General features: G+C 72.0%; 21 protein-coding genes and 1 tRNA gene. 15 read left to right on the forward strand and 7 right to left on the reverse strand.

Annotation, left to right across the window (positions count from 1 at the left end):
- Nucleotides 1–71 precede the first annotated feature (71 nt).
- The 3 genes from ACIA6T_RS14530 to ACIA6T_RS14540 all read left to right on the forward strand — a co-directional run bounded on the left by ACIA6T_RS14530 (nucleotide 72) and on the right by ACIA6T_RS14540 (nucleotide 3,215).
- A complete protein-coding gene (locus ACIA6T_RS14530; RefSeq protein ID WP_399446840.1) occupies nucleotides 72–1,025 on the forward strand; it encodes an ROK family protein in 954 nt (317 codons plus the stop codon).
- Nucleotides 1,025–2,170: an N-acetylglucosamine-6-phosphate deacetylase gene (gene nagA / locus ACIA6T_RS14535; RefSeq protein ID WP_399446841.1), complete on the forward strand. Its 1,146-nt coding sequence runs from the start codon at nucleotides 1,025–1,027 to the stop codon at nucleotides 2,168–2,170. The genes ACIA6T_RS14530 and nagA overlap by 1 nt, the downstream gene beginning before the upstream one ends.
- A 115-nt stretch (nucleotides 2,171–2,285) precedes the next feature.
- Nucleotides 2,286–3,215: a 1-phosphofructokinase family hexose kinase gene (locus ACIA6T_RS14540; RefSeq protein WP_399446963.1), complete on the forward strand. Its 930-nt coding sequence runs from the start codon at nucleotides 2,286–2,288 to the stop codon at nucleotides 3,213–3,215.
- A gap of 6 nt (nucleotides 3,216–3,221) precedes the next feature.
- Here ACIA6T_RS14540 and ACIA6T_RS14545 read toward each other — a convergent pair whose 3' ends face one another.
- Complete coding sequence (locus ACIA6T_RS14545; protein ID WP_399446842.1) at nucleotides 3,222–4,157, reverse strand: carbohydrate-binding protein; 936 nt, start codon at nucleotides 4,155–4,157, stop codon at nucleotides 3,222–3,224.
- A 117-nt stretch (nucleotides 4,158–4,274) separates the two neighbouring features.
- Nucleotides 4,275–5,984, reverse strand: coding sequence for a diguanylate cyclase CdgB (gene cdgB / locus ACIA6T_RS14550; protein WP_399446843.1), 1,710 nt, complete (start codon nucleotides 5,982–5,984; stop codon nucleotides 4,275–4,277).
- Between the two features lie 316 nt (nucleotides 5,985–6,300).
- On the opposite strand from cdgB, the gene ACIA6T_RS14555 reads away from it, so the two are divergent.
- Nucleotides 6,301–6,882, forward strand: a complete 582-nt coding sequence (locus tag ACIA6T_RS14555; protein ID WP_399446844.1) for a flavin reductase family protein — start codon at nucleotides 6,301–6,303, stop codon at nucleotides 6,880–6,882.
- A gap of 64 nt (nucleotides 6,883–6,946) precedes the next feature.
- A complete protein-coding gene (locus ACIA6T_RS14560; protein WP_399446845.1) occupies nucleotides 6,947–7,426 on the forward strand; it encodes a GNAT family N-acetyltransferase in 480 nt (159 codons plus the stop codon).
- A 233-nt stretch (nucleotides 7,427–7,659) separates the two neighbouring features.
- Here ACIA6T_RS14560 and arfB read toward each other — a convergent pair whose 3' ends face one another.
- Nucleotides 7,660–8,088, reverse strand: a complete 429-nt coding sequence (gene arfB, locus ACIA6T_RS14565; RefSeq protein ID WP_399446846.1) for an alternative ribosome rescue aminoacyl-tRNA hydrolase ArfB — start codon at nucleotides 8,086–8,088, stop codon at nucleotides 7,660–7,662.
- Between the two features lie 168 nt (nucleotides 8,089–8,256).
- Between arfB and ACIA6T_RS14570 the strand changes: the two genes are divergently transcribed.
- Nucleotides 8,257–8,832 (forward strand): TerD family protein, encoded by a 576-nt coding sequence (locus ACIA6T_RS14570; protein ID WP_073934377.1) that lies wholly within the window; start codon nucleotides 8,257–8,259, stop codon nucleotides 8,830–8,832.
- Between the two features lie 69 nt (nucleotides 8,833–8,901).
- Here ACIA6T_RS14570 and ACIA6T_RS14575 read toward each other — a convergent pair whose 3' ends face one another.
- On the reverse strand, nucleotides 8,902–10,305 hold the full coding sequence (locus ACIA6T_RS14575; protein ID WP_399446847.1) for a M1 family metallopeptidase: 1,404 nt from the start codon (nucleotides 10,303–10,305) through the stop codon (nucleotides 8,902–8,904).
- A 50-nt stretch (nucleotides 10,306–10,355) separates the two neighbouring features.
- Here ACIA6T_RS14575 and ACIA6T_RS14580 point away from each other — a divergent pair, with 50 nt between their 5' ends.
- On the forward strand, nucleotides 10,356–10,856 hold the full coding sequence (locus ACIA6T_RS14580; RefSeq protein WP_399446848.1) for a hypothetical protein: 501 nt from the start codon (nucleotides 10,356–10,358) through the stop codon (nucleotides 10,854–10,856).
- Nucleotides 10,857–10,863: 7 nt separating this feature from the next.
- On the opposite strand, the gene ACIA6T_RS14585 is transcribed toward ACIA6T_RS14580, so the two are convergent.
- Nucleotides 10,864–11,541: a pentapeptide repeat-containing protein gene (locus tag ACIA6T_RS14585; RefSeq protein WP_399446849.1), complete on the reverse strand. Its 678-nt coding sequence runs from the start codon at nucleotides 11,539–11,541 to the stop codon at nucleotides 10,864–10,866.
- A 132-nt stretch (nucleotides 11,542–11,673) separates the two neighbouring features.
- Here ACIA6T_RS14585 and ACIA6T_RS14590 point away from each other — a divergent pair, with 132 nt between their 5' ends.
- From ACIA6T_RS14590 to ACIA6T_RS14600, 3 genes are read left to right on the forward strand one after another with little or no spacing between them, the layout of a single operon-like run.
- On the forward strand, nucleotides 11,674–12,834 hold the full coding sequence (locus ACIA6T_RS14590) for an FAD-dependent oxidoreductase (protein WP_399446850.1): 1,161 nt from the start codon (nucleotides 11,674–11,676) through the stop codon (nucleotides 12,832–12,834).
- Between the two features lie 55 nt (nucleotides 12,835–12,889).
- A complete protein-coding gene (locus ACIA6T_RS14595; RefSeq protein ID WP_399446851.1) occupies nucleotides 12,890–13,864 on the forward strand; it encodes a zinc-binding dehydrogenase in 975 nt (324 codons plus the stop codon).
- A gap of 14 nt (nucleotides 13,865–13,878) precedes the next feature.
- A complete protein-coding gene (locus ACIA6T_RS14600; protein ID WP_399446852.1) occupies nucleotides 13,879–14,775 on the forward strand; it encodes an aminoglycoside phosphotransferase family protein in 897 nt (298 codons plus the stop codon).
- 42 nt (nucleotides 14,776–14,817) lie between these two features.
- On the opposite strand, the gene ACIA6T_RS14605 is transcribed toward ACIA6T_RS14600, so the two are convergent.
- Nucleotides 14,818–14,891, reverse strand: a tRNA-Thr gene (locus ACIA6T_RS14605).
- Nucleotides 14,892–14,977: 86 nt separating this feature from the next.
- Nucleotides 14,978–15,388, reverse strand: a complete 411-nt coding sequence (locus tag ACIA6T_RS14610) for a DUF3224 domain-containing protein (RefSeq protein ID WP_399446853.1) — start codon at nucleotides 15,386–15,388, stop codon at nucleotides 14,978–14,980.
- Nucleotides 15,389–15,481: 93 nt separating this feature from the next.
- Between ACIA6T_RS14610 and ACIA6T_RS14615 the strand changes: the two genes are divergently transcribed.
- From ACIA6T_RS14615 to ACIA6T_RS14635, 5 genes are all read left to right on the forward strand, one after another.
- Nucleotides 15,482–16,453: a helix-turn-helix transcriptional regulator gene (locus ACIA6T_RS14615; RefSeq protein ID WP_399446854.1), complete on the forward strand. Its 972-nt coding sequence runs from the start codon at nucleotides 15,482–15,484 to the stop codon at nucleotides 16,451–16,453.
- Between the two features lie 300 nt (nucleotides 16,454–16,753).
- The gene (locus tag ACIA6T_RS14620; RefSeq protein WP_399446855.1) at nucleotides 16,754–17,842 is read left to right on the forward strand and encodes an ABC transporter ATP-binding protein; all 1,089 of its coding nucleotides are present in this window, start codon (nucleotides 16,754–16,756) and stop codon (nucleotides 17,840–17,842) included.
- A gap of 183 nt (nucleotides 17,843–18,025) precedes the next feature.
- A complete protein-coding gene (locus tag ACIA6T_RS14625; protein ID WP_399446856.1) occupies nucleotides 18,026–18,469 on the forward strand; it encodes a hypothetical protein in 444 nt (147 codons plus the stop codon).
- A gap of 330 nt (nucleotides 18,470–18,799) precedes the next feature.
- Nucleotides 18,800–19,531 (forward strand): NDP-sugar synthase, encoded by a 732-nt coding sequence (locus ACIA6T_RS14630; protein WP_399446857.1) that lies wholly within the window; start codon nucleotides 18,800–18,802, stop codon nucleotides 19,529–19,531.
- Nucleotides 19,532–19,637: 106 nt separating this feature from the next.
- Nucleotides 19,638–20,042: a VOC family protein gene (locus tag ACIA6T_RS14635; protein WP_399446858.1), complete on the forward strand. Its 405-nt coding sequence runs from the start codon at nucleotides 19,638–19,640 to the stop codon at nucleotides 20,040–20,042.
- Nucleotides 20,043–20,148: the final 106 nt, after the last annotated feature.

Below are 20,148 nucleotides of genomic sequence, written 5' to 3' on the forward strand. Positions count from 1 at the left end.
TAATCGGAATAAGGTCTACACCACGTAAGTGGACTAGACCTCTTGCGGGTCCGGGGGCCACACTGTTCCACGTGAAACACGTCATCGCCCTCGATGTGGGCGGCACCGGGATGAAGGCCGCCCTGGCCGGGGCGGACGGCACACTGCTGCACCAGGCCCGCCGGGCCACCGGCCGCGAACGCGGCCCGGACGCGGTCGTCGCGGACATCCTCGACTTCGCGGCCGAACTGCGCGCCCACGGCGTACGGCGGTACGGCGAGGCCGCGTCCGCCGCCGGCGTCGCCGTCCCCGGCATCGTCGACGAGGCTCAGGGCGTCGCCGTCTACGCGGCCAACCTCGGCTGGCGCGACGTCCCGCTGCGCGCGCTGCTCACCGAACGCCTCGGCGGCGTCCCCGTCGCCCTCGGTCACGACGTGCGCGCCGGCGGTCTCGCCGAGGGCCGTATCGGAGCCGGCCGGGGCGCCGACCGCTTCCTGTTCGTGCCGCTGGGCACCGGTATCGCGGGCGCCATCGGCATCGACGGCCGGGTCGAGTCGGGCGCGCACGGCTTCGCGGGCGAGATCGGCCACATCGTCGTAAGGCCCGGAGGCGCCCCCTGTCCGTGCGGGCAGCGCGGCTGTCTGGAGCGGTTCGCGTCCGCCGCCGCGGTGAGTGAGGCGTGGGCGGCGGCCTGCGGGGATCCGGGCGCGGACGCGGCGGACTGCGCGAAGGCCGTCGAGTCCGGGGACGTACGGGCCCGTCAGGTGTGGCAGGACGCGGTGGACGCGCTCGCCGACGGGCTGGTCACCGCGCTCACCCTGCTGGACCCCCGGGCGCTGATCATCGGTGGCGGGCTCGCCGAGGCGGGGGAAACCTTGTTCACACCGCTGCGGGAGGCCGTCCGGCGGCGGATCACCTTCCAGAAGCTGCCGTCCCTGGTCCCCGCGGCCCTCGGGGACACCGCCGGATGCCTGGGCGCGGGGCTCCTCGCCTGGGATCTGATCGACACCACTGACCCCTCGTACCCCTCGGAGGTAACCACCTGATGGCCCCCACCAAGGTTCTCGCCGGTGCCCGGGTGGTCCTGCCCACCGGGACCGTGGACGACGGCCGCGTGACCGTCGAGGGCACGCGGATCGCGGACACCGCGCCCGCCGGTGCCGAGACGGTCGACCTGAGCGGCCATTGGGTGGTCCCCGGCTTCGTCGACCTCCACAACCACGGCGGCGGAGGGGCGTCCTTCGCCGGCGGCACCGCCGAGGACGTCCTCAAGGGCGTGCACACCCACCGCACGCACGGCACCACCACCGTGGTCGCCTCCGCCGTCACCGGTGACCTGGACTTCCTCGCCCGGCACGCCGGGATGCTCGCCGAGCTGGCCCAGCAGGGCGACATCGCCGGCATCCACTTCGAGGGGCCGTTCATCTCCCCGTGCCGCAAGGGCGCGCACGACGAGGAGCTGCTGCGCGACCCCGACCCGGCCGAGGTGCGCAAGCTGCTCGACGCGGCGCACGGGCAGGCGAGGATGATGACGCTGGCGACCGAGCTGCCGGGCGGCCTGGACTCCGTACGGCTGCTCGCCGAGCACGGGGTGATCGCGGCGGTCGGGCACACGGACGCCACGTACGAGCAGACGCTCCAGGCCATCGACGCGGGCGCGAGCGTCGCCACCCACCTGTTCAACGCGATGCCGCCGCTCGGCCACCGCTCCCCCGGCCCGATCACCGCCCTCCTCGAGGACGAGCGGGTCACCGTCGAGCTGATCAACGACGGCACCCATCTGCATCCGGCCGCGCTCCAGCTCGCCTTCCACCACGCGGGGGCCGCGCGGGTCGCCTTCATCACCGACGCGATGGACGCGGCCGGCTTCGGCGACGGCCGCTACATGCTGGGCCCGCTGGAGGTCGAGGTCGCGGACGGGGTGGCCCGGCTGGTGGAGGGCGGCTCGATCGCCGGCTCCACGCTCACCCTGGACCGCGCCTTCAAGCGGGCGGTGACGCTGGACGGTCTGCCCGTCGAGGACGTCGTACGGGCGATCTCCGCCAACCCGGCCCGCCTGCTCGGCCTGGGCGACCGGATCGGCTCCCTGGAGCCCGGAAAGGACGCCGACCTGGTGGTTCTGGACGCCGGCTTCGACCTGGTGGGCGTCATGCGCCGGGGGGAATGGGTGGTCGATCCCGGACTGGGCTGATCCGTCCCTCCGTCGACGGACGGGGCCTTAGGGGTGGGCCGACCGCCGTCCGTTTGGCATGATCGTGACCACGGGTTCCACGGCAAGCGCAGGCACCAAGGGGGAGGTCGGCCCGGTGATCCTCACGGTCACGCTGAACACCGCTCTCGACATCACCTATCGCGTACCGTCCCTGCGGCCGGGGGCCTCCCACCGGGTCGCCGAGGTGACGGAACGCCCCGGCGGCAAGGGCGTCAACGTGGCGCGGGTGCTCGCGGCCCTCGGCCACGAGGTGACGGTCACCGGCTTCTCGGGCGGCGCGACCGGCCGGATCCTGCGGGAGCGGCTCACCGGGGTCCCGTGCCTGACGGACGCGCTGGTCCCGGTCTCCGGCACGACCCGGCGCACCGTCGCGGTCGTCGACGGGCGCTCCGGCACCACCACCCAGCTCAACGAGCCCGGCCCGGTGATCGGCCACGCCGAGTGGTCCGCGTTCCAGGAGGTGTACGAGGATCTGCTGGCCGCCGCCTCGGCGGTGGCCCTGTGCGGCAGCCTGCCCCCGGGCGTCCCGGTGGGCGCGTACGCGGGCCTGATCCGCACGGCCCGTGCGGCCGGGGTCCCGACCCTCCTCGACACCAGCGGCGCGGCGCTGCGCCGCGGGGTCGCGGGGCGGCCCGACATCCTCAAGCCGAACGCCGAGGAACTGGCCGGACTCACCGGCTCCCACGAGCCGCTGCGCGCCACCCAGGAGGCCCGCCGGCGCGGCGCGGGCGCGGTGGTCGCCTCCCTGGGCCCGGAGGGCCTGCTCGCGGTGACCGGCGAGGGCCGCTGGCGCGCGGCCCCTCCGCGGCGGCTGCGCGGCAACCCGACCGGCGCCGGCGACTCGGCCGTCGCGGGACTGCTCTCGGCCCTGGTGGAACACCGTCCCTGGCCGGACCGGCTGGCCCGCGCGGTCGCCCTGTCGACGACGACGGTCCTGTCCCCGACGGCCGGCGACTTCGACCGGGCGGCCTACGAGGAGCTGCTGACCGGGGTCACGGTGACCGGGGAAGCGACCGCGGCGTAGGGCGGGTCACTTCTTGACCTGGCCCTCCTTCAGCCACAGCTGGTCCAGCAGGACGTTGCACTTGTCGCCGTCGGCACAGGAGACCGAGATGGTGTTGGAGCCCTTGTTGAGGGTCGGCCAGGCGTAGGTCTGGGTCCAGCCCTTGGAGAAGTCCCCGTCCTCGGCGCGGGCGAAGTTGTCCATGTTGAGCTTGGAGCCGAACTCCTTGCCGTTGACGGTGAGCGTCATCGACTGGGGCTCGTCGGTGGTGCTGTAGCGCACGAAGACGGTGTAGGCACCGTCCTCCGGGATGTCGTTGACGGTCCAGGTGACCGAGTTCCCCGGCTGGTTGAGGTTGGCGACGTAGCTGCCGCCGTCGGACTGCGCTCCCTCGACGTCCGACGCGAGGGCGGCCGAACCGCCCAGCCGCATCGCCTTCGCGTCGGCGGTGGGCAGCTCCGCCGCCTCCCCCTCGTCCGCGCTCTTGCTCGCCGACGGGGTCGGCTCGCCGCTCTCCTGGGACCGGGTCGGCGTGGAGTCCGCCTGGTTGCCGCCGCTGTCCTCGTCGTCGCCGCCGATCATGGCCACGCTGATGCCGATCACGACCGCGGCGACCACCGCGATCGCGCCGATGAGCAGGCCCTTGGTGTTCGGGCCGCGGCCCCGGCCGCCCCCGCCGCCGTGCGACGCCTGGTGCGACTGGACGGTGGTGGCGCCGCCGGGCAGCGTCTCCGGGGCGGCGTAGTGGGCGTTCGCCTGGCCGTACGCGCCCTGCTGCTGCGGAGCGGGCTGTGCCTGCTGGCCGTACTGGCGGGTCCCGACCGGCCGCACCCGGTTGACCGAGTTCGGGTAGCCGTAGCCCCCGGACGGCGGCTGGGCCCCGTTGGCCTGCCCGTCGGCGTAGAGGTAGCCGAACGGGTCGTCGTCCTCCGGCGTGCTCGCGCCGTTGTTGCCGGCCGTCATCCCTTGGTGCTCCTAGCTGCGGATCGGGTGCGGTACGAGTGGTGGAGAGAACGAGCCTACCCGCTTCCCATGGCCCGAACGGGTGACCCGCACCGCGTCAACCCACTGACCTGCGCTTCATCCCGCACGTCTGTGCTGTTTGGGACGAGATCGTTTCTCGACGTACATCCGTTCGTCGGCTGACTTCAGCACTTCGTCCGCCGTCATCCCGCAGTGCGCCCACCCGATGCCGAAGCTGGCGCCGACCCGCACGGCCCGTCCCTCGGCCCGGATGGGCTGGATGATCTCGTTGCGCAGCCGCACGGCGAGGTCCTGGGCGTCGGCCCGGCCGAGCCCGTCGGCGAGGATCACGAACTCGTCGCCGCCGAGCCGGGCGACGGTGTCGCCGTCGCGTACGCCGTTGCCGAGCCGGCGGGCGACCTCGATGAGCACCGCGTCGCCCGCGTTGTGCCCGAACCGGTCGTTGATCGACTTGAAGCCGTCGAGGTCGCAGAAGAGCACCGCGAGCCCCTTGGCGCCGTCGTCGAACTCGGCGGCGGGCGCGACGGTGTGCACGTGGTGGTCGTAGCCGTCGTAGCCCCCGCGCCCCTCCGTGCCCGGCGGGAAGTCGAAGTCGTACCCCCGGTCGAAGACGGCGGGCGGACCGTAGGCGGCGTCGAAGGAGTCCGCGGAGTCGAAGGACTCGAAGGGTTCCATGGAGTCGACGGAGGCGGGCAGCACGCCCTGCGGCTGCTGCCGGCACAGCCGGGCGGACAGCCGCGCCCGCAGCTCGGCGGAGTTCGGCAGTCCGGTGAGCGAGTCGTGGGAGGCGCGGTGGGCGAGCTGGAGCTCGCGGCGCTTGCGCTCCTCTATGTCCTCGACGTGGGTGAGCAGGAAGCGGGGGCCGTCGGCGGCGTCGGCGACGACGCTGTTGCGCAGGGACACCCAGACGTACGTGCCGTCACGGCGGCACAGGCGCAGTTCGGCCCGGCCGCCCTCGGCGGAGGTGCGCAGCAGGGTGCCTATGTCCTCGGGGTGGACCAGGTCGGAGAAGGAGTAGCGGCGCATCGCGGAGGCGGGGCGGCCGAGCAGGCGGCACAGGGCGTCGTTGGTGCGCAGGATGCGGCCGTGCTGGTCACCGCCCATCTCGGCGATGGCCATGCCGGAGGGGGCGTACTCGAAGGCCTGCCGGAAGCTTTCCTCGCTGGCCCGCAGCGCCTGCTGGTCGCGCTCCAGGCGGACCAGGGCGCGCTGCATGTTGGCACGCAGACGCGCGTTGCTGATCGCGATGGCGGCCTGGAAGGCGTACATCTGGAGGGCTTCGCGGCCCCAGGCACCGGGCCGGCGGCCGTTGCGCGGGCGGTCCACGGAGAGGACGCCGACCAGTTCCCCTGAGGTGCCGCCGCCCTGCGGGCCGGGGGCGTACATCGGGGCGAAGAGCCGGTCGGAGGGGTGCCACTCGTCCTCGAAGCGGGGCGCGGGCCCGTCGGTGTACCACTGCGGGACGTCGTCGTCGTCGAGGACCCAGCCCTCGGTGTGCGGTATGAAGACCAGGTCGCCCCAGCGTTCGCCCATGTGGAGGCGGCGGTCCCAGGACTCGCGGGAGCCGGTCCGGCCGGTGATGAGGGCCTCGGCGGCGGAGTTCCCGGCGAGCGCGGCGACCACGAGATCACCGTCGGGGCGTACGAGGTTGACGCACGCCAGCTCGTAGCCGAGGGCGCCCACGACGCCGTCGGCGACCGTCTGCAGCGTGTCCGCCAGGCTGCGGGCCGTGTTCATGTCGGCCATGGCTTGGTGGAGTTGCCGCAGTGACGCAAGACGGACGTAGGGTTCCGACTCGGTCTCCATCCTCGCCCTCCCCCCGAGACCTCGCAGCGAATCAAGGGTTGTCTTCGGCGTATCGTCCCAGCAGCTTCCCCGCCACTGAATCACAGCGCGCTGCCCACTCGGTACACAGGGTCAACAATTCTTGCCCCTTGTGACTCAAGTCACAGGTAAACGTGAACAATTGCGTGGGCTTTCCGCGGTTTCCCCTTGTTTTCGACGAACGCAGTTTTTGTGGTGCTTGTGCAGGGATTGTGCCCGACTCGGGCGTTGGTCCTAGGTCCCGGCTCGGGCCGGGGTCCGATGCGGTGCCCGTGGAGCGGAGATTAGCGTTTCCGGCGTGCCGAACACTTCCGCCCCGTCCACGATCACCGTTCCGCCCGCCGCCCGGCATGCTGAGGGGGTGAGCAACGACGAGTTCCGAGCCGCCCTGTCCCGGCTGGCCGCCGGCGTGGTCCTGGTGACCGCGCAGGAGCCGCCCCTGGATCCCGACGACCCTTCGGCGCCGGCCGGCGAGGACGTCGGCATGACGGCCACCGGGTTCCTGTCGGTCTCCCTGGACCCGCCGCTGGTGCTGGTCAGCCTGCGCAACGGCTCCCGCATGGACGAACTCCTCGACGAACAGCCCCTGTGGGCGGTGTCCGTACTCTCCGGGAGCCAGCGGCACGTCGCGGGCCGCTTCGCGATGAAGGGCCGGGTCAGCGACCGCCTGCTCTTCGCGGACATCCCGTACCTGCGCGGCGAGCACAGCGGGGCGCCACTGGTGGGCGGCGCGCTGGCGACCCTGGAGTGCCGCACCGAGCAGCGGGTCCCGGCCGGGGACCACACCCTGGTGATCGGCCGCGTCCTGACCGCCCGGGTGCCGAGCGCGGAGGGCGGTCCACTGACGTATTTCCGGGGCCGTTACCGGCAGTTGGGCTGAACGCATTGCCGCCGTGGTCGAAATCCCTTTTACCGGGCGGTATTTACCTGCTTAGGGTGCCCGGGTGACGACGACCACCGCACTCCGCCTCGAAGAGATCACCCCGAAGAACCTCAAGGCCGCCCTCGGCATACGGGTCCGTCCCGACCAGGAATTCGCGGTCGACCCGGTGGCGAACTCCCTCGCCGAGGCCTATGTGCATCCCGGCAGGGCCTGGCCCCGCCTGATCATGGACGGCGACCGCGCGGTCGGCTTCCTGATGGCCTTCCTCGACATCGACTGGCACGAGGACGGCGGCAGCGTCATCCGCTCCGGCCTGTGGCGCCTGAACATCGCGGCGGAGGAACAGGGCAAGGGCTACGGCCGCTTCGCCGTGGAATCGGTGGCCGAGGAACTCCGCCGCCGAGGCGTACGCGACCTCTACGTCACCTGGCACCCCGGCGACAACGGCCCCGAGAACTTCTACCTGGGACTGGGCTTCCACAAGACCGGCGAACTCGCCGGGGAAGAGACGGTGGGCGTGCTGAAGCTGGAGCTGGACTGAAACACCGGGATCCTGTCAGGGCGCGGGGCTGTCCCAACATGCGGCTACCGCCGCGCGAGCGCGCCCCGAAAGGGGCGCGGGGCTGTCCCAACATGCGGCTACCGCCGCGCGAGCGCGCCCCGAAAGGAGCGCGGGGGAACTGCGCGACCAGCCACGACGGACCCGCAGGGACACCGATCCCGAGGCCGGGGCCACACCTCGGGGGCCGGGGCCACGCCCAAGGGGAACCGGGGTCACCCCCAGTCCCGCGCGGAGCGCCCCTTCTTCGTCTCGGACCGCTGCTTCTTCTCCCGCAACCGCCGCTCATTGATCCCCCGCGGAATACGCGTGGGCCTACGCGGCTTCGGCGGCGGCGCACTCGCCTCCGCGAGCAGCGCCGCCAGCCGCACCGCCGCCGTCTCCCGGTTGCGCCACTGCGAACGGTGCTCCGAAGCGCGAACAGTGATCACACCACCGGTCAGCCGCCCGGCCAGCCGCTCCAGCGCCCGCTGCTTCCACACCTCGGGCAGCGCCTCGGTACGGGCGAGGTCGAAGCGCAGCTCGACCTGGGAGTCACTGGTGTTCACATGCTGCCCACCGGGCCCGGACGACCGCGAGAAACGCCACATGAGCTCGGCCTCGGGCAGGGAGACGGAGCCGCGGATGAGATAGGGACCGGACATGCCCTACAGGTTCCCGCGCCTGACCGGGCCACGTCACCCGAATATCCCGGATCGCGGGACACGGGTAAAGAAAGTAAAGAGACCTGGAACCTCTCGCACCCCTCTCCGCGTTCAATGGGGTAGCTGTAGTTTCTAGCCGTACGTAAACGAGGGAAGGGACTCCCAACAATGGCTGTAAGCCTGTCCAAGGGTGGCAACGTCTCGCTCACCAAGGAGGCTCCGGGCCTGACCGCCGTCACCGTGGGCCTCGGCTGGGACGTCCGCACCACCACCGGCACGGACTTCGACCTCGACGCCTCGGCGATCGCGGTCAACACGCAGGGCAAGGTCTACTCCGACGCCCACTTCGTGTTCTTCAACAACAAGCAGACCCCGGACAACACCATCGTCCACACGGGTGACAACCGCACGGGCGAGGGCGCCGGCGACGACGAGGCGATCAACGTCAACCTGGCCGCGCTCCCGGCCGACATCGACAAGATCGTCTTCCCGGTGTCGATCTACGACGCCGAGAACCGCAGCCAGAACTTCGGCCAGGTGCGCAACGCCTACATCCGCATCATCAACCAGGCCGGCGGCACCGAGATCGCCCGCTACGACCTGTCGGAGGACGCCGCCACCGAGACCGCCATGGTCTTCGGCGAGCTGTACCGCAACGGCGCGGAGTGGAAGTTCCGCGCGGTCGGCCAGGGCTACGCCTCGGGCCTCGTGGGCATCGCCCAGGACTTCGGCGTGAACGTCTGACGGACGCCCCACTCGTGACGCGGTCCCCGGCCGGGCGGCAACCGCCCGGCCGGGGACTCCGGCACGCCGTCAGGGCCGCTCCGGCCGCCCCTCCCCGTACAGCCAGTCCTCCCAGATCCCGGTGAAGTCCTCACCCGGCGCCGACTTCTCCACGTACGCCGTGAAATCACCGGTGTCCGCGTTGCCGTGGCGGTGCTCCCGCGCCCAGCCCCGGAGCAGGGCGGAGAAGGCCTCGTCGCCGACCGTCCGCCGGATCTTGTGCAGGACCATCGCGCCACGCCAGTACACAGGGGTGGCGGAGACACTCGCCGCGTCCGGCGGCTCGGCAGGCGGGAAGGACCAGAGGGCCTCGTCGGTCCCCGCGTCCGGGAAGTACGAACCGGCGTACAGCGAGTCGAAGGTCCGCTGCGCGCTGTCGCCGCCGTGCTCCTCCTGCCACAGCCACTGCGCGTACGTCGCGAAGCCCTCGTTGAGCCACATGTCCCGCCAGGTGCGCGGAGACACGGAATTGCCGTACCACTGGTGGGCGATCTCATGGACCAGCAGCACGGTGTCGGGGGCGCCCGGGAAGACGGGCCGGTTCTGGGTCTCCAGGGCGTACCCGGCGTCCTCGGGGCGCTCGACGACCGCACCCGCGGAGGAGAAGGGATACGGCCCGAAGGTCCGCTCCGCCCACTCCAGCACCTCGGGAATCCGCGCCAGGACCGCACGGCTCGCCTCCGCCTGCTCCGGATCGACGGCCGTGTACACGGGCAGCCCGCCGGCCGTCACCGTGCGGCGGACGTCGTACCTGCCGACGGCCAGCGTCGCGAGATAGCTCGCCATCGGCTCACCGGTGCGCCAGCGGTACGTCGTACGGCTCCCCTTCCGCACCTCACCGGCCGGCTCCCCGTTGGACACCACCCGCAGCCCCTTCGGCACCGTCACCGCGACGGCATACGTCGCCTTGTCGGAGGGATGGTGATTGCCCGGGAACCACGCCATCGACCCCACCGGCTGCCCCAGCGCCAGCGCCCCGTCGGCGGTGCGCAGCCAGCCCTCCTCGGAACCGTCCGGGTCGGTGACGGTCACCGGGGCGCCGCCATAACGGACGGTCACCCGGAAGGTGCCGTCCACCGCCTCGCGCGGACGGACGGTCAGCTCCTGCCCCGCCCGGCTCCAGCGGGCGGCCACACCGTCGACGGAGACCTCCTCGACGTCGAGGCCCTTCAGGTCGAGGTTCAGCGCGGAGAGGTCCTCCGACGCACGGGCGGTGATCGTCGCGGTGCCGGTGAGACGGTGCGCGCGGGGATCGTAGACGAGGTCGAGGGCGTAGTGGCCGACGTCGTAGCCACCGTTACCGGCCTTCGGGAAGTACGGATCACCCGCACCGGAACTGCCGGCGGAAGCCCCCGGACCACCCCCGCAAGCAACCACGGACACCACGAACAGGACGGCGACGGCACTGCGGGAACCAGGGCGGTGGAGGCGCACCCCAGGATCCTATGAGGGCCGGCGCACCACGACGTGACACCATCACCCCCGTGCTCGACATCGGCTACGCCCTCTCCAACCGCTTCCCCGACCCCCCGCAGACCGACTACCGCCGCGCGGACGTCCACGCCCTGCGCCACGACCTGTTCTGCGGGGACGTCTACCTCGCCGACACCAAGTCGGACCGCGAGCTGTCCACGGCCTGGGGATGGGTACCGGTACTCGACTTCGCATGGGCACTGTGCGACATCGTCGAACGCGTCGACCGGGACCCGGCCGGCTCCCGCGCCTCCCGTCCCCAGCACGCGGAACTGGACTTCACCGAGTCCACCGACCGCCTGCTCTTCGAGCGCCGCTTCGGCTGGGTGGACATCGAGGCGGAATGGCTGCCCGCCTCCGAACCCCCGCTGACCTTCTCCCACACCGAACTCCGCCGCGAAGCCCGCGACTTCCTCCACGACCTCCTCGCCGACCTGACCGACCTCCACGAGGACCTCGGCGAAAACCCGGCCATCTGGACCCTCCAGGCCCGCTACCCCCGCGTGAAGTAACCCCCTCTCACCCCTCCACCCTGATCCCCAGCTCCCCCGCCAGCACCGGCGCCAGATCCAGCAACTGGCCCGTGCTGATCACCGCCCCCGACAGCCGGTCCACCCCCCGCGCGATCTCCAGCGACGCGGCACCCCGCAGGTCCACGTCCTTCAGCGCGGCCCCCGAAAGGTCCACGTCCTTCAACACGCAGTCCACGAACTCCACGCGCTCCAGCCGCGCCCCGCCGAAGTCCGGCTCGACCAGGACACAGCCCTCGAAGACGACATCCTTGAGCCGGGCCGAGCGCAGGTTCAGAAAGTCGATCTTCCCGCCCCGGACCAGCACCCGCTCCAGCACCGCCCCGTGCAACTGCGTCCCCCCGAGCCGCGCGTCGGTCAGCTCGACGTCGCGCAGCGTCGCCTCGGCCAGGTCGGTGCCCACACCCCGGACACCGGCCAGCGCCGAATCCAGCACCCGCACCCGGGACAGCCGCGTCCCGTCCAGCGCGCACCCCGTCAGCGCGCAGTCCATGAAGCGCGCCCCACCGCCGTCCTGCCCGGCGAAGTCCGTCTCCCTGAACTCCAGCCCGTCGTAATCCCCGTCCGGCTCCAGCCCGCCCCCCTCGTAACGCTCCAGCGCGGGCAGCCGCAGCTCAGGTCGCCTCGCCCCCTTCACTCCCGTACCGCCCGCCGCTCTCCTCACCATGGCCCCATGCTGCACCCCACCACTGACAATCCCCCCGACCTGCGAAAACGCCGCGCATGTCACATTCCCGCACCCTCGCTCCGTCGTACGCGCAAAGCCGGAAGGCGACCCCGACCGAGGGAGACCCCAGCCATGCACCGCATCACCGTCATCGGCGGCGGATTCGCCGGACTCACCGCGGCCATCACCGCCGCCGAGGCCGGCGCCAAGGTCACCGTCCACGAAGCCCACCACACCCTGGGCGGCCGGGCCCGCACCGCCGAAGGCCCCTACCGGACCAACGACGGACCCCACGCCCTCTACAACGGCGGCCCCCACTGGACCTGGCTCCACCAGCGCGGCCTCATCGGCCCCCTCGCCCCCCTCCCGCCCCTCGAAGCAGCCCGGCTCCGACTCCGCCACCGGGGCGCCCTCCGCCGTACCCCGCCCTTCGCCCTGCTGAAACTGCTGCGCCGCGGTGGTACCGAGGCGCCCGTCGACACCGACTTCCTCACCTGGGCCACCGCAATCACCGGCGAGGAGGGCGCACGGGCCGCCGCCCACTACACCGCGGTCGCACTGTTCCACCACGACCCCGGCTCCCTGTCCGCCGCGTTCGTACAGGAACGCCTGCGCCGCGCCACCAAACTCCCCCCGGAAGCCCACTACCCGCGCGGCGGCTGGGGCGGCCTCATCGACCGGATGGCCGCCCGCGCGTGGAACCTCGGCGTACGCATGGAGACGCTGTCCCGCGTCGACACCCTGCCCACCGACACCCCCGTCGTCGTCGCCACCTCACTCGACTCCGCCCGCCGCCTCCTCGACGACCCCTCACTGACCTGGCCGAGCGGCCGTACCGTCCTGGTCGACCTCGCCGTACGCACCCGGCGCGGCGACGCGTTCGCCGTGTCCGACCTCGACGCACCCGGCTGGCTGGAGCGCTTCACCGCCCAGGACCGCACCCTCGCCCCCACCGGCGAACAGCTCGTCCAGGGCCAGATCCCCATCGGCCCCCACGAGTCCAAGGCGGACGGCACCGCCCGCGCGGAGGAACTCCTGGACCTCGCCTTCCCCGGCTGGCGGAAGCGGACCACCTGGCGGCGGGACGCCGTGGCGAACGGCCGCACCGGCGCCGTCGACCCGCCCGGCACCACCTGGCGCGACCGCCCCGCCGTCGACCGGGGCGACGGCGTCTACCTCGCCGGCGACCAGGTCGCCGCACCCGGCGTGCTCTCCGAGGTCTCCTTCAACAGCGCCCTGACGGCCGTCTCCCTCGCCCTCGGCCGGAACACCCTTGACCTCAAGCACGCTTGAGGTCGCACCGTGGGAGCCGTAACGGCGCACGACCCGACCCCCGGGGGGATCCCACATGCACGCCATCCGTCTGCACGCCTTCGGACCGGCCGAGAACCTCACCTACGAAGAGACCGAGGACCCCCGGCCAGGCCCCGGACAGGTCCGTATCGCCGTCCGCGCGGCCGGCGTCCACCTCCTGGACACAGCCCTGCGAGAGGGCGCCAAAGGCCCCGGCCCGGCCCCCGCCACCCTGCCGACCATCCCCGGCCGCGAGATCGCCGGAGTGGTCGACGCACTCGGCGAGGGCACCCCCGAAGACCTGCTCGGCCGCCGCGTCGTCGCCCACCTCGGCTTCGCACCCGGCGGCTACGCCGAACTCGCCGTCACCGACACCGACCGACTCCACGACATCCCCGGACGTCTCGACTTCGCCGAAGCCGTCGCCATGATCGGCACAGGCCGCACGACGATGGGAATCGTGCAGTTCGCCGAACCCGGCCCCACGGACGTGGTCCTCGTCCCGGCGGCGGCCGGCGGCATCGGCACCCTCCTCGTGCAGTACGCCAAGAACGCCGGCGCCACCGTCATCGGCCTCGCCGGCGGCCCCGCGAAGACCGCCCGGGTGACAGCCAACGGCGCCGACCTCGCCATCGACTACACGACCCCCGACTGGCCCGAACGACTCGACGCCCACCGCGGCAAGGTCACCATCGTGTACGACGGCGTGGGCGGCGACACCGCCCGCGCGGCGGTCGACCTCCTCGCCCCCGACGGCCGGCACGTCGTGTTCGGCTGGTCCTCCCAGGGCATCCGCAGCGACAACCCGTACGTCGCCGAGGGCGTCACCCTCAACGTCCTCGGCCCCGAGATGATGCGCAGGGCCGGCGGCCCCGACCCCGTCCGCACCCTCGAACTACGCGCCCTCACCCAGGCCGCCGAAGGCAGACTCACCCCCGCCGTGCACCGTTTCCCCCTCGCCGAGGCCGCCACCGCCCACCGGGCACTGGAGAACAGGCAGACGACCGGAAAAGTCGTCCTGGAACCGTAGCGGACACCACTACCGTGCGAAAGGTGATCGACATCCCCGCGGAACTCGCCGCCGCCCAGGAGAAGTACAACAAGGAGGCGGGCCGCGCCTTCATCGCCGCCCTCCCCGACCTCACCGCCGCCTTCCTGGACCGCTGGAACCTGCGCGTCACCGGAACACCCATGCACGGCGTGAGCGCCCTCGTCCTCCCCGTCACCCGCGCGGACGACACTCACGCGGTACTCAAGCTCCAGATCCGCGACCACGAGACCGACGGCGAACCGGTCGCCCTGCGCCTCTGGAACGGCGACGGCGCGGTCCGCCTGCTGGACCACGACGAACCCACCGGCACCATGCTCCTGGAACGCCTCGACGCCACCCGGATGCTCTCGCACCAGGAAGACGTCCACGAGACCGTCCTGGTGATCGCCCGCCTCCTCGCCCACCTCCACACCACCCCGGCCCCCGAAGGCATGCGCCACCTCCGCGACATCGCACCGGCCATGCTGGAACGGACCCCCGCCGCCCTGGACCGCGTCCCGGACCCGGCCGCCCGCCGTCTCGTCGCCGACTGCGCCGCCGCCGTACGCGAGGTCGCCGACGAACCCGGCGACCGCCTCCTGCACTGGGACCTGCACGACGAGAACGTCCTCGCCGCCGACCGCGCCCCCTGGCTCGCCATCGACCCCAAACCCCTGGCCGGCGACCCCGGCTTCGACCTCTGGCCCGCCCTCGCCAACCGCTTCGACCCCGACGACGTCATCTGGCGCTTCGACGCCATGACCGACGTCCTCGGCCTGGACCGCGCGCGGGCACGCGCGTGGACGTACGGGCGGCTGCTGCAGAACTGCCTGTGGGAGATCGAGGACGGCCGTCCGCTGGACGAGACGGACCTGGAGATCGCACGCCGACTGCGCGGCCGTACGGCATGAGAAATCCCAGGCCGGAACAGTTCCGGCCTGGGATTTCGCCAGAGCCCCCTGTCGGATTCGAACCGACGACCTACGCATTACAAGTGCGTTGCTCTGGCCAGCTGAGCTAAGGAGGCGCCGCGCGGCGCGCGCGAAGGCTGGTCCACTGTACACAGAGCCGGTTTCGCCGAGCCACGCACTTGTGGGAGTGGGGCCCTCCCGGTCACCCCAGGCCGTACTCGAAGGTGTACGCCACCTTCGTCTCCCCGTGCCGGTAGGTGAACCCGCCCGTGCCGCGCAGCCCCGCCAGTTCCCCGGTGCCCGAGCCCTCGACGACCTCGAAGGCGCAGTGGACGGTGCCGTCGCTCTCGAAGCGGCCGCGCTCCTCCAGGACGAAGGTGCCCGCGCGGCCGTCGACCCGGCCGCTGACGAGCTCCATGCCCGCGAAGGTGCCGGTGCCCCCGGTCAGGTAGGCGATCGAGTAGTCACAGGTGGTGGGCTCGGCCTCGATGCCGCCCGAGAAGGCGTTGGTGACCGTGGCGTTCGCGAGCCGGGGGAGGCCGTCCTCGCCGGTGACGGCGTTCTCCTTCCAGTCGGCGAAGGTGAAGTGGCCGGTGGTCTTGGTGGTGGGCATGGGTGTTCCCTTCCGGAATGGCCGACGATGTGTCCCCCACTCTTCCGGCCGTACCTGACACCTTCTGTCAGGTACGGCGGGACAATGGCTCCCATGCGTGCCGACCGGCTTCTCTCCCTGCTCCTGCTGCTGCAGAACCGCGGCCGGATGACCGCCCCCGAGCTGGCGGCGGAGCTGGAGGTGTCGGTGCGCACCGTCTACCGGGACGTCGAGGCGCTCGGCGCCTCCGGGGTGCCGGTGCGGGCCGAGCGCGGACCCGAGGGCGGCTACCGCCTGTTGGAGGGCTACCGCACGCGGCTGACCGGGCTGACGGACGCGGAGGCCGGTTCACTGGTGCTCGCGGGGCTGCCCGGACCGGCCAGGGACCTGGGGCTGGGTGCCGTCCTGGCGAGCGCCCAGCTGAAGATGGAGGCCGCCCTTCCGGGCGAACTGGCGGATCAGGCGCGGCGGGTGCGCGAGCGGTTCCACCTGGACGCGCCGGCCTGGTTCCGGGACGCCGACCCCGTGCCGCATCTGGAGACCGTCGCGCGGGCGGTGTGGGAGCGGAGGGTGCTGCGCACCCACTACCGGCGCTGGCGCGGTGACGTACACCGGGAGATGCGTCCGCTGGGGCTCGTGCTGAAGGGCGGCATCTGGTACCTGGTGGCGCTGGCGGAGGACTCGGTGCGCACCTACCGGGTGTCGCGGTTCCAGGCGGTGACGGAGACGGGCGGGGAGTTCACCCGGCCCGCGGGCTTCGACCTGGCCGCGTACTGGACGGAGTCCTCCCGGCGGATGGAGGCGGCCACGCGGCAGGGCACGGCCCGGCTGCGGCTGTCACCGCGCGGGCAGAAGCTGCTGCCGATGCAGTTCGGGGCGGCGGGGGTGCGGGCGCTCGCCGACGCGGGGCCGGCGGACGGGCGGGGCTGGGTGGAAGTGGAGCTGGCCGTGGAGTCGGAGCCGGTCGCGACCGGCGATCTGCTGCGGCTCGGCGTCGAGGCGGAGGTGCTCGGCCCGGCCGGGCTGCGGGAGGCGGTCGCGTCGACGGTGGCGGTACTGGCGGACCGGTACGCGGCCGGGCGGTGACCCTGTACGCGGCCGGGTACCACCTCGTACGGGGCCGACCGGTAACTCCGTACGTGGTCGGGTATCGCCCCGTACGCGGCCGACCGGCGATCACTTACGCAACCGGATCGTCATCCCGGCGGTCGAAAGTTTCCGCGAAATTCACAGCCCTGGAACTACTGACAAGCAGGTGAACGCCAGGTACCGTCCTGTGCCAGTTCACTCGTGTGGACCAACACCACAACGGAGCACCCGTCGTGGCATCACCTTCCTACTCGGATCGTCCGGCACGTTCCTGCCGGTAGAAGGGGACCATTCACCATGGCCACTGTCACGTTCGACAAGGCGACCCGGATCTACCCCGGTTCCACCAAGCCCGCCGTCGACGCGCTGGAAATCGACATCGCGGACGGCGAGTTCCTCGTCCTGGTCGGCCCGTCCGGTTGCGGCAAGTCCACCTCGCTCCGCATGCTCGCGGGGCTCGAGGACGTCAACGGCGGCGCGATCCGCATCGGTGACCGCGACGTCACGCACCTGCCGCCGAAGGACCGGGACATCGCCATGGTGTTCCAGAACTACGCGCTCTACCCGCACATGACGGTCGCCGACAACATGGGCTTCGCGCTCAAGATCGCCGGTGTCAACAAGGCGGAGATCCGGCAGAAGGTCGAGGAGGCCGCGAAGATCCTCGACCTCACCGAGTACCTGGACCGCAAGCCGAAGGCGCTCTCCGGTGGTCAGCGCCAGCGTGTCGCGATGGGCCGCGCCATCGTGCGTGAGCCGCAGGTGTTCCTCATGGACGAGCCGCTGTCCAACCTGGACGCCAAGCTCCGTGTGTCCACCCGTACGCAGATCGCGTCGCTCCAGCGGCGCCTCGGCATCACCACCGTCTACGTCACCCACGACCAGGTCGAGGCCCTCACCATGGGCGACCGTGTCGCGGTCCTCAAGGACGGTCTGCTCCAGCAGGTCGACACCCCGCGCAACATGTACGACAAGCCCGCGAACCTGTTCGTCGCCGGCTTCATCGGCTCCCCGGCCATGAACCTGGTCGAGGTCCCGGTCACCGACGGCGGTGTGAAGTTCGGCAACTCGGTGGTGCCGGTGCAGCGTGACGCGCTCTCCGCGACCAGCGACAAGACCGTCACCGTGGGCGTCCGCCCCGAGCACTTCGACGTGGCCGGCGCCGACACCGACAAGGGTCTCGCGGTCACCGTCAACGTCGTCGAGGAGCTGGGCTCCGACGCGTTCGTGTACGGCACCGCGCAGGTCGACGGCGAGTCCAAGGACATCGTCGTCCGCGTCGGCGGCCGTGAGGTCCCGGAGAAGGGCAGCCAGCTGCACGTCGTGCCGCGCGCGGGCGAGACCCACGTGTTCTCGACGTCGACCGGTGCGCGTCTGTCCGACTGACGCCGTTTCGTGGAAGGGCCCCGCAGATCACTGCGGGGCCCTTCCATGTTGTCGACAAATACCCCGACATATCGGTCATTTCGACCCCGTACGTCAACACGCCGTCCGGGATCCCGGGTTCCTTGTCCCCCGTAACGGTGACGGAATGTTTTCTTGTCGCTACCGGGCGCTACCCTCACACGCGTGAAGCACTCCACTAACCGTCAGACGCGTCGCGGCCGGGGCCCCGCCCGCCGGATCGGCCGCTCCCTCGCCTTCGTCCTGCCCGTCGTCCTGGTGCTCTCCGGGACTTTCGCGGTCGCGCGGGTCAACTGGTCGGGGGCCTCCTCGAGCCCCGTGCTCACGGCCGCCTCCGGCGCGTCCTCCCGTGCCGACGCCCGGGCGCCGCAGCATGTGCTGCGGGACAGGCTGCTGGTCGAACTGCAGGAGGAGAACCCGGGCGTGGCGCTCACCCACCTCCAGCAGGCCGTGAACGACCGCCCGTCGCTGGCGAAGCACTGCGCGTCCATCGCCCGCGCCCTCGGCAAGGCGGCGGTCCGCGTCTACGGCCCCACCAAGGCCCAGTCCTACGCCCGCCCGGTCTGCGACACCTCCTTCGCCTCAGGAGTCACCACAGCCAACCGCTGACCACACCTGCCCCCGCTCCCACGGACAACCGCACGCCCCCGCTCCCGCGGACAACCGCCTGCCGCCGTCTCCGCGGGCAGCCGCCTGCCGCCGTCTCCGCGGGCAGCCGCCTGCCGCCGTCTCCGCGGGCAGTCGTGCCGCAGGGCGGCACGGGTGGGCGCGACGGCACCCCGCAAACGCCGGGCCGCGCAACCTCACCCCCGGCCCACGGCAACGCGGGGCACCCCGTAAAGCGCCGGGCCGCGCGGCCAACCCCCGGCCAACCCCCGGCCGGCACCAGCACAGGGCACCTGCAGAAGCACCGAACGCCGCGCCGCGTAAAGTGCGGGCATGACCGATCCGCGAGCCGTCGCCCGCCCCGTACAAGCCGTAGTCCTGGCCGGAGGCCAGGGATCCCGGCTTCGGCCGTACACCGACGACCGCCCCAAGCCGATGGTCGAGATCCCTGGCACGGGAACCCCGATCATCGGCCACCAGCTCTCCTGGCTCGCCGAGGAGGGCGTGACGGACGTGGTGGTCTCCTGCGGCCACCTCGCCGAGGTCCTGCAGAAGTGGCTGGACACCGCCGACCTGCCCCTCTCCGTCACCACCGTCGTCGAGACGGAACCCCTCGGCCGCGGCGGCGGCCTGAAGTACGCCGCCGCCCGCCTCCCGCACCCGGACCGGCCCTGGTACGCCACCAACGGCGACATCTGGACCCGTTTCTCGCTGCGCGACATGGCCGACTTCCACACCGAGCGGGACGCCGTCGCGACCCTCGCCCTGGCCCGCCCGCGCATCCCGTGGGGCGCGGTGCGCACGGACGGCTTCGGGCACATCACCGACTTCATCGAGGCCCCGCCGTCGACCTTCGAGATCAACGCGGGCGTGTACGTCTTCTCCCCCGAGTTCGCCGGTCTGCTCCCGGAGCGCGGCGACCACGAACGCACCACGTTCCCGCGCCTCGCGCGCGAACGCCGCCTGGCCGGTTTCCCCATCCCCCAGGGCTCCTACTGGCGGGCGATCGACACCGCGAAGGACCTGACGGAGGCGGCGAAGGAGCTCTCGGCGCAGGGCCGCTGAAATCCTTTCCCTTCCGCCCGTCACATCGTCCGGCCGCCGTCCGTCAGTGAGGTGACACGACGTGGCGACCCGCCGCGTCGGACGGGTGGCAGGAAGGGACCGCACGATGCTGACCAACGTCATGTACGTGACGATCAACGTGACCGACCAGGACCGGTCGCTGAGGTTCTACACGGACCGGCTCGGTTTTGAGAAGCGCGTGGACCATCCGGGCCCCGAGGGGCGCTTCCTCACGGTGGGTGTCCCGGGCAGTGCTCTGGAGTTCATCCTGTGGCCGCACGTGGCGGGCGCGGGGCAGCCGGCCGAGGGGGAGCCGGGCGGCAGGGCGCTCGCTTCGGTCTTCCTCAAGTCGGACGATCTGCGGAAGGACTTCACGGTGTGGCGCGACCGCGGTGTGACGTTCGACCAGTCCGAGCCGGAGGACTACCCGTTCGGGGTGCGCATCGAGGCCGTGGACCCGGACGGCAACCGGATCGCGCTGCGCCAGCGCGGCCGGGCGAGCGGGGCGTGACGGCCGTCCGTCCGTAGCCGCCGCTGCCACGGCAGTGGGGGGGGGGGGGGGGGGGGGGGGGGGGGGGGGGCCCGGGGGCGGGGGGGGGGGGGGGGCCCCCGGGGGG

Source organism: Streptomyces sp. NPDC051740 (assembly GCF_044453165.1).
GTDB classification, from domain to species: Bacteria; Actinomycetota; Actinomycetes; order Streptomycetales; family Streptomycetaceae; genus Streptomyces; species Streptomyces atrovirens.